This window comes from Paracoccus albicereus (genome assembly GCF_024359525.1).
Taxonomy (GTDB): Bacteria; Pseudomonadota; Alphaproteobacteria; order Rhodobacterales; family Rhodobacteraceae; genus Paracoccus; species Paracoccus albicereus.
Genome location: NZ_JAKZEU010000004.1, coordinates 461674 through 473799 on the forward strand (window position 1 = coordinate 461674; position 12126 = coordinate 473799).

The 12126-nt window shown below is 65.5% G+C and carries 10 protein-coding genes, 1 tRNA gene and 1 pseudogene; 2 read left to right on the forward strand and 10 right to left on the reverse strand.

Annotated features, from left to right (window positions below):
• Positions 1–92: 92 nt before the first annotated feature.
• Both MLD63_RS13355 and MLD63_RS13360 read right to left on the reverse strand, forming a co-directional pair.
• Positions 93–776: a DsbA family protein gene (locus MLD63_RS13355; protein ID WP_255330395.1), complete on the reverse strand. Its 684-nt coding sequence runs from the start codon at positions 774–776 to the stop codon at positions 93–95.
• A complete protein-coding gene (locus MLD63_RS13360) occupies positions 770–1330 on the reverse strand; it encodes a DUF721 domain-containing protein (RefSeq protein ID WP_255330396.1) in 561 nt (186 codons plus the stop codon). The genes MLD63_RS13355 and MLD63_RS13360 overlap by 7 nt, the downstream gene beginning before the upstream one ends.
• Before the next feature lie 86 nt (positions 1331–1416).
• Between MLD63_RS13360 and MLD63_RS13365 the strand changes: the two genes are divergently transcribed.
• Both MLD63_RS13365 and MLD63_RS13370 read left to right on the forward strand, forming a co-directional pair.
• Positions 1417–2457: an A/G-specific adenine glycosylase gene (locus MLD63_RS13365; protein ID WP_255330397.1), complete on the forward strand. Its 1041-nt coding sequence runs from the start codon at positions 1417–1419 to the stop codon at positions 2455–2457.
• Between the two features lie 82 nt (positions 2458–2539).
• Positions 2540–2953 (forward strand): hypothetical protein, encoded by a 414-nt coding sequence (locus MLD63_RS13370; protein ID WP_255330398.1) that lies wholly within the window; start codon positions 2540–2542, stop codon positions 2951–2953.
• An 11-nt stretch (positions 2954–2964) separates the two neighbouring features.
• On the opposite strand, the gene MLD63_RS13375 is transcribed toward MLD63_RS13370, so the two are convergent.
• The 8 genes and pseudogenes from MLD63_RS13375 to MLD63_RS18040 all read right to left on the reverse strand — a co-directional run bounded on the left by MLD63_RS13375 (position 2965) and on the right by MLD63_RS18040 (position 12041).
• Positions 2965–3060 (reverse strand) — tRNA-Sec (locus MLD63_RS13375).
• A 102-nt stretch (positions 3061–3162) separates the two neighbouring features.
• Positions 3163–4974, reverse strand: a pseudogene (gene selB, locus MLD63_RS13380) (selenocysteine-specific translation elongation factor); the annotation flags it as partial.
• Positions 4971–6338: an L-seryl-tRNA(Sec) selenium transferase gene (gene selA, locus MLD63_RS13385; protein WP_255330399.1), complete on the reverse strand. Its 1368-nt coding sequence runs from the start codon at positions 6336–6338 to the stop codon at positions 4971–4973. The pseudogene selB and the gene selA, both read right to left, overlap by 4 nt.
• On the reverse strand, positions 6338–7252 hold the full coding sequence (gene fdhE / locus MLD63_RS13390; RefSeq protein ID WP_255330400.1) for a formate dehydrogenase accessory protein FdhE: 915 nt from the start codon (positions 7250–7252) through the stop codon (positions 6338–6340). The genes selA and fdhE overlap by 1 nt, the downstream gene beginning before the upstream one ends.
• A 39-nt stretch (positions 7253–7291) precedes the next feature.
• A complete protein-coding gene (locus tag MLD63_RS13395; protein WP_255330401.1) occupies positions 7292–7972 on the reverse strand; it encodes a formate dehydrogenase subunit gamma in 681 nt (226 codons plus the stop codon).
• On the reverse strand, positions 7972–8961 hold the full coding sequence (fdxH, locus tag MLD63_RS13400; RefSeq protein WP_304364000.1) for a formate dehydrogenase subunit beta: 990 nt from the start codon (positions 8959–8961) through the stop codon (positions 7972–7974). The genes MLD63_RS13395 and fdxH overlap by 1 nt, the downstream gene beginning before the upstream one ends.
• Positions 8958–11429 carry a formate dehydrogenase-N subunit alpha gene (gene fdnG, locus MLD63_RS13405; RefSeq protein ID WP_507185074.1) on the reverse strand — a complete coding sequence of 824 codons (2472 nt, stop codon included), beginning with the start codon at positions 11427–11429 and terminating at the stop codon, positions 8958–8960. Before fdnG ends, fdxH begins: the two co-directional genes overlap by 4 nt.
• A gap of 12 nt (positions 11430–11441) precedes the next feature.
• Entirely contained in the window at positions 11442–12041 is a 600-nt protein-coding gene (locus tag MLD63_RS18040) for a twin-arginine translocation signal domain-containing protein (RefSeq protein ID WP_507185075.1), read from the reverse strand.
• Between the last annotated feature and the right edge of the window lie 85 nt (positions 12042–12126).

The following is a 12126-nucleotide window of genomic DNA, read 5'->3' on the forward strand; positions in this document are numbered from 1 at the left end:
CAGGCACCAAACAGAAAGTAGCGGCGCGGATCGCAACGACGAACGCCGGCCCCGTTTGACGGAACCGGCGTTCTTTGGCGCTGCGATGTCGCTCAGTTCTGCGCTTCGGCGAGCTTGTCGTCGATGATCGCCTTCATGTCATCCCACGGCTGGTTCTTGACCTTGTCGCCGCCGATCATGAAGGTCGGCGTTGCGTCGATCCCGTCTGCGGTCGCGTTGGTCTGGAAGGTTGCGACCAGCTGCTCAACCTTGGCGGTGTCTTCCCAGCAGGCGTTCATCTGATCTTCGGTCAGGCCAGCCTTCAGGCCGATCTTGCGCAGGTTGCCCGCGATCTCGTCACCGCTCTGGCCCGACAGCCATGTCTTCTGTTCATCGAACAGCATGTCGGCGATCGGGTAGTATTTGTCGTCACCGCCACAACGCGCAAGGATCCCGGCCCAAAGCCCGACAGCATCGAAATAGATGTCGCGCTGGATGAAGCGGACCTTGCCCGTGTCGATGTATTCCGACTTCAGCTTCGGAAAGTTCTCGTCATGGAAGTTCGCGCAATGCCCGCAGGTGAAACTGGCATATTCGTAAATCGTCAGCGGCGCGTCCTCGGCCCCCAGCGCGATATCGGGCAGCACCTCGGCCGCGGGCGCCTCGGCATTGGTCGCCTCGGCCGGAACCTCAGTCGTGCCGGCATCAGCGGCCGGCGCCTCGGTCGTCGCGTCCTGCGCCAGCGCGGGTCCGGCCAGCACAAGGGCCAGCGCGGTCAGGGTGGAACGGATCAGCATGAAATGTCCTTTCGGGTTTTGCGGGCAAGACGCTCCGCATGATTCAGGGCGAAGCGCGCCATCGCCTCGGCCAGCGCCGGATCGTCGAACCGGGCCGCGACGTCGTCGGCCTGCCGGCAGTCTTCTTCGGACGGCGCAACAGGTTCAGCGGTCGAAGCAGGCGTGAAGGACGCCTGCCCTTCGGCAAAGCCTTCGGGCGCGGTCTGGGTCAACACGATGCGCTGGATCGCGTTGTAGCCGTAACAGGCATTGATCCGGTCGCGCAAAGCGGGCAGCCGCATCTCGACCATCGGCGCCATCGGACCGGTGGTCAGCAGAGTCAGGGTCGCACCGAAGCCGCCCTTGCCGTAACCGACCCTGACCGGGCGCGTGACCTGGGCGATATCCGCGCCCGCGACCTCGGCCCATTGGGTCAGTAAACGCGCGACAGCGAAGCCGCGACCTTCGGCCGCGCGCTGGACGCGCGGGGCGACCAGCGCCGCTGCCGCCTCGAACCCGCGCATCCGGCGCGCAGGAGCGCGTTCACCGGCCAAGCTGTCTTTACGGCGCGCCATCCTCGCCCCTATGGTTCGTGACCTTCTCAGCAATAAGCGGCACGGCGCGTCGATGAAAGCCTTCGGGCCTGAAACAAACCTGAATAATGCGTGACGCGAAGTTGAGCACGGACGAGGTCTCGCGCCGTCTTCTGGCCTGGTATGACCGCCACGCGCGGGTTCTGCCGTGGCGCGTCCCGCCGGGTCAGGGTCGGGCCGATCCCTATCGTGTCTGGCTGTCCGAAGTGATGCTGCAGCAGACGACGGTTGCCGCGGTAAAGGCGTATTTCGAGCGCTTCACCGCCCTCTGGCCGAATGTGAAGGCGATGGCCGAAGCCGATGACGCCGATGTCATGGCCGAATGGGCCGGGCTTGGTTATTACGCGCGTGCCCGCAACCTGCTTGCCTGCGCGCGCGCCGTCGTCGCGCAAGGGGGGTTCCCCACGGATCGTGCCGGGCTGCGCGAGCTGCCGGGGATCGGTGCCTATACCTCTGCCGCGATTGCTGCCATCGCCCATGATGCGCCGGAAACCGTGGTCGACGGCAACGTCGAGCGTGTCGTCGCGCGGCTGTTCGCGGTCGACACGCCCCTGCCGCGCGCAAAGCCCGAACTGATCGCGCTCGCCGAAACGCTGACCCCTGCCCTGCGGCCGGGCGATTATGCGCAGGCGATGATGGATCTGGGTGCCACGATCTGCACTCCGCGCAGCCCGGCCTGCGGTATCTGCCCGCTGCTCGACCTCTGCGCCGCACGTGCGCAGGGGATCGCGGCCGACCTGCCGCGCAAGCTGGCGAAAAAGCCCAAGCCGCAACGAACCGGCATCGTCTGGCTTGGCTGGCGGGGCGATCAGGTGCTGGTCGAGACGCGACCTGCAAAGGGGTTGCTGGGCGGCACGCTGGCCTTCCCATCGACCGGATGGGACGGCACCGATTTGCCCCCGCCGGCAGCGGCAGACTGGGAACCTACGGGCGAGGTTCGACACGTCTTCACCCATTTCGAACTGGTTCTGACGGTTTTGGTGGCTGAGATCGCCGGCGAACCGGATCGTGGCAGGCTGGTGTCAGGCGAAACCCTCGATCCCTCCAGCCTGCCTGGCCTGATGCGCAAGGTCTGGACGCTGGCGCGGGCCGATCACAGGAAAGGCTAGGGGAACCGCGGTTTCGCATGTTACGTTTCCCAATGACCCCATAGCGATCAGGTGTGCCATGACCTCCAGCGGATTGACCGAAATGACCCGGCGGCTCGGTGCCACCGCCGCATTGCTTGCTCTGATGGCCTCGTCAGGCTTTGCACAGACCGCATCGACAGATCCTGCCACCGATGAACCCGCCGCTGCATCCCAGGCAGAGGATGTGGCCACGACCGACGCAACCCCCGCGACCGAAGGCACCTGCACAGACGCAGCCGCGACGGCAGAGCCTGCCACAGCCCCTGTTCCCAGTCCGGATGGCACGGTTGCAGGCAACTCAGGTTGGACAGGCGGCACAGGCGGTTCACTGATCGGGACCAACCCGCAGGGTGCCGTTTCCCGCTCGAAGACGTGGCACGCGCCGACCGCGCGCGGCCTGGATCTCAAAGGCGTGCCCGAGCCGACGCAGGCATCGCTGGACGCAGGCGCAAGCCCGGTCGCGCCGGACTGCTAGACGCCCGGATCTGGCGGAAGGGAATGGGAGTCGAACCCACCCGGGACAGGCTCGCTGCCCCAACCGGATTTGAAGTCCGGCCGCCCCACCGGGGACGATTCCCTTCCTGAAACCGGCAGCGGACCGAACAGGTCCAGCCGATGAGGATTGATGCGACGCAGATCGCCACGACGCAAGGTCACGCCCATCCGGTCGAAGAAATCGAGGATCTCGATCGCGACCTTTCGACCGTTGTGAACCCTGTCGCGAAACGCCGGTGCGGTGAACCAGCCATCGTCGGTCGCCGCCGCGACATCGACGATGATGGCCACCATCTCGGCTGTGGTCGTTCGCAGGAAGAAGTGGTCGCGCGCAATCTGGTCGGTGCGACCCAGTTTCTGCGTCAGCTTCAGCACCTGCCGCACCTCGCGTTCGTCGAGGCCAAGTCCGGTCGCGAAATCACGCACGCGCGGCGGTCGGAACCGTGCCTCACCCGCCAGAGCGGGGGCGATCCGTGCCCACAGCGCCTCATCGTCGTCCGACAGGCGCACCTCGTGCCCGGGCAGTCTGACGAACGCTCCGTCAAGAATCAGCCGACCCGCCTGCGCCTCGGCTTGCAGAAGCTCTACAAAATCGGTCTTCGGAAGACGCGGTGTCACCGACAGACGCAGCTTTTCACGGCCCAGCCCCGGCATTTCGGGACTGCCGTCGTGGAACGACTTCAACATCACGGTCAGGTCGCGCTGTAGTCCCTGTGCGACCGGCGCCGACAGCGCCAGGCCACCTACGCGATGGACCGAGGCGCTTATCTCGGCATCCGCCAGAGCCGCGCCGGACAAGGCACGATCACGGGAAAAGATCCCGAGATCGATGGGCGCGATCGCCACCATCGCGGCCAGGGCCCTGCCGGGCGCGTCGTTGAGCGCGGCGGCGATCAGCGCCAGTCGCTCGGGCGCGCGGCGCTTGCGGGCGGGCGGGCGCAGGTCGGCGAAACGCCCGCCGCCGATGGTGCGGCTGGCCGACACGTCGCGCAGGATGAAGCGATCCAGCACCGAGGCCGCAATGGGCCGATCGAGGACAATCTGCACCGGCCCGCCTGAGCCTGGCGCGATCGCATCCTGCAGCGGCACGATCCGTGCCCCCGCCTCCACCGCGTGGCTGTGCAGCCGTGCCGGGAACCAGGTCCCGAGGGGTTTTGGTTCCGATGCCAGCACGTCCAGCCAGGCATCGATTCGATCCGTCGGCGCGTGAAGTGGGGGCGCGACCACGACGTCCCCACGATGGATCGCATCCTTGGCGACCGCTTCACCCGCAAGGTTCAGCGCACAACGCTGGCCGGCAATGGCGATTTCGGCCGGGCGGTTCAATGCGTGGATGCCGCGCACGCGCGCGACGATCCCCGTCGGCGATACCACGACCTGATCGCCAATCCTCGCCTGCCCGGTCAGGACCGTTCCGGTCACGACGGTCCCGGCCCCCGACAGCGTGAAACTGCGGTCGACAGCCAGTCGAAAGAGCCCGTCGGCGCGGGTTGCAGCCGTTTCGTCCTCGGCCGCCGCCAACGCGGCTTTCAGCGCGGTGATCCCCTCTCCGGTCAGGGACGAGACAGGCATCACCGGCGCATCCGACAGAGCGCTCCCCGACAGCGCCTCGCGAATCTGCTGGGTCACCGCGCCCCGACGGGCATCGTCCGCCAGATCGGCCTTGGTCAGCGCGACGATCGCGCGACCGATCCCCAGCAGGTTCAGGATCGCCAGATGCTCACGCGTCTGCGGCATCACGCCGTCATCGGCGGCCACGACCAGCAAAGCCATGTCGATCCCGCCGGCGCCCGCCAGCATCGTATGGATCAACCGCTCGTGGCCCGGCACGTCGACGAAGCCGGTGACAGCACCGCCACCCAGGTCGGCGTAGGCGAAGCCCAGATCGATGGTGATTCCACGCGCCTTTTCTTCGGCCAGACGGTCGGCATCGGTCCCGGTCAGCGCCGTCACCAGCGCGGTCTTGCCGTGGTCGATATGGCCTGCCGTGCCGACGATCATCCCGCCAGCGCGTCCAGCAGCGCGCGGTCATCGCCGAGACAGCGCAGGTCAAGGATCAGCGCGCCGTCGTGAATATGCCCCACGATCGGCGTCGAAAGTCCGCGCAGATATGCGGCCAGCCGGTCGGGCGCGTCACCGCCCTGCCCGGTGATGCGCAGGCCCGCCGAAGGGATCGTGTCCACCGGCAGCGCCCCTGATCCGATCTGGCTGGCGCAGTCGCAGGGCGCGACGTTGTAATCGGGCAGCAGCGAAGCGACCTGCGATGCCAGGCGTGCGGCCTGGGCCGCGATCTCGGCCTGTGGGCGCGACAGCATGCGCAGCACGGGCAACCGCTCGGCCAGCCGGTCTGGATCGCGGTAGAGCCGCAGCGTCGCTTCCAGTGCGGCGATGCGGATCTTGTCCAGCCGCACCGCGCGTTTCAGCGGGTTCTTGTTGATCGCGGCGATCAGGTCTCGCCTGCCGACAACGAAGCCCGCCTGCGGCCCGCCCAACAGCTTGTCGCCGGAGAATGTGATCAGGTCCGCGCCCTCGGCTACGGCTTCAGCCACGGTCGGCTCACGTCGCAGGCCCCAACGCGACAGATCAACCAGCGAGCCCGCGCCCAGATCGTTCAGCAAAGGCACGCCCGCATCCGCCGCCAGTCTTGCCAGATCGGGCGCCGCGACCTCTGCCGTAAATCCCTCGATGCGGTAATTCGAGGTGTGGACCTTGAGGATCAGGCCGGTCTGGGGCGTGATCGCGCCTTGGTAGTCGCGCGGATGCGTGCGGTTGGTCGTGCCGACCTCGACCAAATTCACGCCGGCGCGCGCCATGATGTCGGGCATGCGGAAGGCGCCGCCGATCTCGATCAGCTCGCCACGCGACACGATCGCCTCGCGCCCCTGCCCCAGCGTGTTCAGCGCGATCAGCACGGCGGCAGCATTGTTGTTGACGAAGGTCGCATCCTCCGCCCCCGTCAACTCGCACAGAAGCCTGCCCAGGTGATCGTCGCGCTGCCCGCGACCGCCGGTTTCCAGGTTGAATTCCAGCGCCAGCGGCGCAGCCATTGCCGCGCTGGCCGCGGCGATCGCCTCATCCGCCAAGATCGCGCGGCCAAGGTTGGTGTGCAGCACCGTGCCAGTCAGGTTCAGCATGGGCCGCAAATTCGATCGCGCCGCCGCCGCCAGATCGGCAGCCAACAGATGCGGCAGACGCGCGGCCTCGGTACCGCCATCGGCACCATCTCGGATCGCTTGCCGCGCCGCATCCAGTCGCTCACGCGCTGCAGCCGTGACCTGCGCGCGACCATGCGCTTGGGTCAGCGCCTGCCCGATCTCGGATTGCAGAAGCTGATCGACGGAAGGCAGGGCCCGAAAGCCCTGCATCAATAGCCTGTCAGGTAGGGGTTGAACGCGCCGCGCCGGAAGTCCGTCTCCTTCATCATCAGGTCCAGCCCAAGGCTGCCGACATCGTCGGCCACGGGGTCAAGGCTGTGGTTCTTGACCTTGTAGAGGATCTTCACCCAAGCCTGACAATCGCCACAGACCTCGGCCTTGATGACCGCGTCCTCGGTCCCGGCGGCACGATAGCTGATCGCCGCGTTCGACCCGCAGCAAAGGCACTTGACCCGCACCTCGTTCCATTGCGTCGAACAGCAGGCACAGGTGGCGTAGCGCGCATTCTCGATCCCCTGCGCACCCATCACCGAAGACGATACCGGTCGGCCCCCGCAGGACGGGCATACGCCAGTATCAATGCGCACCAGAGCATCCGCATCCAAAGTCGCTGACAGCCGCGCCATATGCACCTGCACCGCAGCGGCCGCGAACAGATGCGGGGCCGCGCTGTCTTCAGGCACCGTGTCCGACAGGATGTTCGACAGCAGCCAATGCCGGTCGCCCAGATCCCCGTCCAGGATCGCGGCCAGCGCGAGACGCGCAGGTTCTGGCATGGTCAGCGACTGCGCGGCACGACAGAGCGACAACAGGGTTTCATGAAGGGCAGGATCGGTCGCGAGCGCAGCCCGATCGATGGGGGGCATCCGGTTGGCGCGGGCCATCGCGATGCGATCGGGCGCGATCCGCGAAGGTGCCGGCAGGTCGGCCACCAGCCGCGCCTGAACGCGTGTCAGCTCTCCCAGAAAGGCCAGATAGGGGCCAAGACGCTCGGAATGCTGGCCAAGAAAGGCGAAGCGTTTCGCGCGATCGGCGAAAAGCTTGCCGGGCTCGGGCAAAAAAGCCAGCGGCGCCTTGGGGACGCCGCCGATGACCGAAGGGTCGGGTTTCAGATCTGTGTTCATGCACGCTCCGGGCCGACCGGCCACGAGGGAAATCAGGCTTTACTCTGCCGGGCCCTGCGTGCGCCGTCCAGCGACTTCACGCAGCCACTTGCGATGGTGCTTCCACGCCCAGCCCCCCGTGACCGAGCCGCGCGTCATCGCCCTGATCGTGCCGCGCGTCCAGAAGGCCGCGAAGACATGGACGATGAAGACGAGGATGATGCCCACAGCCGCGAGCGAGTGAACCAGCATCGCCACCCGTCGTGTCGGGATCGTGACCAGGTCGGGGAAGAACTGTTCCCAGATCATGATGCCCGACACGATCAGCACAAGGATCAGGACCGTCATTGCCCAGAACACAAACTTCTGCCCGGCATTGTATTTGCCAAGCTCAGGCAGCTTTTCCTCGTTGTCCTTGATCAGCTCGCCGATATTGGCGACCCATGTCTTGTCCTCGGGTCGTGGCAGGTTCAGCCGCCACATCTGCAGGAACAGCAGCAGGAAGCTGAAGAACAGGATCACACCGACGATCGGATGCAGCCAGCGCGTCACCTGCCCGCCCCCGAACAGGGCCGTCAGGAAGTAGAGAGCGGGCGTGAAGAAGGCGAGGCCCGACAGCGCCAGCACGATCAGAGAGGCGGCGGTCACCCAGTGATTGATCCGGGTGATGCCGCGATACCGGCTGACGGTGACCGGCTCGGTCGATTCGATGTGATCGCCGCGTTCGGAATATTTCACCATCAGCCCGCCCCCGTTCCCTTGTCGGGACCGCCGAGATCATCCTCGACCAGCCGCTCGGCTTCCTGCTCGTCGTGGTCGTCCACGCGACTGCCGCGGGTGAAGAACCCGGCCAGCAGGGCGCCAGCCGCCGCGATGCCCATTACCGCCATACCGGCGGTCTTGGTCACGCCCTTCCAGCCTTCCACCAGCGGCGAGATGCGCGGATCGTCCGGCAGCCCGCTGTAGATCGAGGGCTTTTCGGCATGCGGCAGGACATAGATCACGTGCGTCCCGCCGACGCCCGCCGGATCGTAGATCCCGGCGTTGTCGTAGCCGCGCGCGTTCAGATCCTCGATCCGCGTATGGGCATGCTCGATCATGTCGGCCTTGGTGCCGAACACGATCGCCTGCGTCGGACAGGCCTTGGCGCAGGCCGGCCCCTGACCCACGGCCACGCGGTCCGAACACAAGGTGCACTTGTAGCTCTTGTGGTCGACCTTGCTGATGCGCGGGATGTCGAAGGGACAGCCGGTCACGCAATAGCCGCACCCGATGCAGTTCTCGTGGACGAAATCCACGATCCCGTTGGAATATTGCACGATCGCGCCGGGCGCCGGGCAGGCTTTCAGGCAGCCCGGATCCTCGCAATGCATGCAGCCGTCCTTGCGGATCAGCCATTCCAGGTCCGAGGTGTCGGGGTTCACCCATTCCTCGAAACGCATCAGGGTGAACATCTCGGCGGTCAGGTCGTGCGGGTTCTCGTAGCTGCCGACGTTCTCGCCAACCTCGGGATGGGTGTCGTTCCATTCCACGCAGGCCGACTGGCACGCCTTGCAACCGATGCACTTGCTGATGTCGATCAGCTTGGCGACCTTCTCGAGCTGTCGTGACGGCTCGGGAAGGTCATAGGTGGCCGAGGCGCGGATCACATCGCTCGGCAGCAGGTTCAGGTCCATCGGCTGGACCGGGGGGTTCGAAACCGCCGTCGTCGGTTGGGGCGCAGTCGTCATGCCACCGGCTCCTCTGCTGCGGGTTCGATGTTGACGAGGAACGCCTTGAATTCCGGCGTCTCGACATTGGCGTCACCGACATAGGGCGTCAGGCTGTTCGGCCCCCAGCCCTTCTTCGCGGCGCCCATGAAGCCCCAGTGCAGCGGGATTCCGACGACATGGATGGTCTTGCCATCGCAGGTCATCGGCTGGAGCCGCCGCGTCACCAGCGCCTTGGCCCAGACCTCTCCCCGTTTGCCCCAGACCCGGACGCGGCTGCCGTTGACGATGCCACGCTCGGCCGCCAGTTCCTGGCTGATCTCCACGAAGAACTCGGGCTGCAACGCGGCATTCACCGGGTTGTGCTTGGTCCAGTAGTGGAAGTGCTCGGTCAGGCGATAGGAAGTCGCGACAAACGGGAATTGGTCGCTGGACCCGAGGTTCTGGGCATCATCCTCGAACATGCGGCTGACCGGGTTGCCCCGCATCCGCGCGTTGAAGACGTTGGCCAGCGGGCTTTCGAACGGCTCCATGTGGGTTGGGAACGGCCCGTCGCGCATCATCGCGCGGGTGAACAGGCGCGACGTGCCTTCGGCGTTCATGATGAACGGCATCACCTCACCCGGCTTCGACGTCACGCCGATATCGGGCACGTCATAGCCTTCCCACTTTTCGCCCGTCCACCAGATCAGCGGACGATCCTCGGCCCAGGGCTTGCCCTGCATGTCGGCCGAGGCGCGATTGTAGAGGATCCGGCGGTTCACCGGCCACGACCACGCCCAATTGAGATAGGCACCGGTCTCGTCGGGATCGGTGTTGTCCCGCCGCGCCATGTTGTTGCCGTCCTCGTTCCAACACCCGGAATAGAGCCAGCACCCACACGCGGTCGAGCCGTCGGCTTGCAACTGGGTGAAGTTCTTCACCTGCTGGCCGGCCTCGACCAGAACCGCGCCCTCGTTCGCCGGATCGGGGACCGTCCTGAGCGCACGACCGTTCATTTCCTTCGCCAGTTCCTCGGGCGTCGGCTCGAAAGGATCGGCATAGTCCCAGGTCAGGTTCAGGATCGGATCGGGCAGGACGCCGCCCTCGGCCTCGTAAAGCGCGCGGACGCGCCGTTGGATGCCCGCCATGATCCAGGTGTCGTGCTTGGCCTCGCCCGGCGGCGTGCCACCGGCCCAGTGCCATTGCAGCCAGCGGCCCGAATTGACCAGCGCACCTTCATCCTCGGCAAAGCAGGTCGTGGGCAGTTCCAGCACTTCGGTCTGAATCTCGGCAGGGTCCACGTCGTTGTAGACGCCGTGATTTTCCCAGAAATGCGCCGTCTCTGTTTCCAGCGGGTCCATGACGACCAGCAGTTTCAGGTTGGACAGCGCCCGGGTCAGCTTGGCCCGGTCGGGGAAGGACAGCAGCGGATTGAAGCCCTGGCAGAAGTACAGGTTGATCCGCCCGTGATGCATCAGATCGAACATGCGCAGCACGTCGTAGGTCGGCACGTCGAGCTTGGGCAGGTAATCGTAAGCCCAGTCGTTTTCCGCCGTCGCGGCGTCACCCCACATGGCCTTCATGAAGCTGACCATGAATTTGGGATAGTTCTGCCAATAGCTGGTCTGGTTCGGCCGTAGCGGCTTGAAGGCCCGCGTCGACATGTAGGTTTCCCAGTCCGGCTCCTTCTCGGTCGGGATGTTCAGATATCCCGGGATCAGGTTCGACATCAGGCCCAGATCGGTGAGGCCCTGGATGTTGGAATGGCCTCGCAGCGCGTTCATCCCGCCGCCCCGCATCCCGATATTGCCCAGGATCAGCTGCAGCATCGCCATGCCGCGGATGTTCTGGGCGCCCTTGGAATGCTGGGTCCAGCCCAGGGCGTACATTGACGTCATCACCTTGTCGGGTGCGCTGCACTCGCCGATCATCTCGCAGATCGCGAGAAACTTGTCCCGCGGTGTGCCGCAGATGTTCTCGACGAATTCGGGCGTATAGACGTCGACATGCGCCTTGAGCAGGTTCCACACGCAGCGCGGATCCTGCAGGGTCATGTCGACCTCGGCAAAGCCGTCCTCGCCGATCTTGTAGTCCCAGCTTTTCTTGTCGTAGTCGCGCTTTTCCTCGTCGTAGCCGGTGAAAAGCCCGTCAGACCAGCCGAACTCGTCCTTCACCAGGAAGGACGCGTTCGTGTAGTTGGTCACGTATTCCCACTGCACCTTGTCGTTCTCGATGCACCAGCGGATCACGCCCATCAGGAAGGCGATGTCGCTGCCCGGGCGGATCGGCGCGTAATAGTCCGAAACCGCGGCGGTGCGGGTATAGCGAGGGTCGACCACGATCAGCTTGGCGCCGCGATGCGCCTTCGCTTCTGTCACCCATTTGAAGCCGCACGGATGCGCTTCGGCGGCGTTGCCGCCCATCACGATCACCAGATCGGTGTTCTTGATATCGGTCCAGGAGTTGGTCATCGCTCCACGGCCAAAAGTCGGGCCCAAACTGGACACCGTGGGGCCGTGTCAGACGCGCGCCTGGTTATCGAATCCGACGATCCCCATGGACCGGACCGTCTTGTAGGTCAGCCATGCGGTTTCGTTTGTGGTGGCCGATGCGGCCAGAAAACCGGCGGTGGTCCAGCGATTGACGGTCTGACCCGCCTCGTTGACCTGCAGCAGGTTGGCGTCGCGGTCATCCTTGATCGCGCGGGCGATCATGTTCAGCGCGTCGTCCCAGCTGATTTCCTCGAACGAGGTGCCGCCCGGCTTGCGATAGCGCGGCTTCGTCAAGCGCGTCGGCGCGTGGACGAAATCCTTCAAGGCGGCGCCTTTCGGGCACAGCGTACCGCGGTTCGTCGGGTGGTCGCTGTCGCCTTCGATGTGGATGATCTCGGCGGTCTCGCCAGCCTTCACGTCACCCTTCGAATACATGATGATGCCGCAGGCGACCGAGCAATAGGGACAGGTGTTGCGCGTTTCCGTCGTGGTAGCCAGCTTGAAAGCGCGCACATGCGCAGCCTCTGCCGCCTCCGCCTCGCCGAAGCCCATGGCTCCCAGCGACGTTGCCGCAACCCCCGCACCCGCCAGCCTGAGAAAGCCGCGACGCGAAAGGTCGATATTCATGATGACCCTCCTGATGCCTGTCGTGATGATAGGTACAGGATCGAGAGTGCGAAGAGCGTGCCTCCAAGTCAAGGAAAAGCGGTGT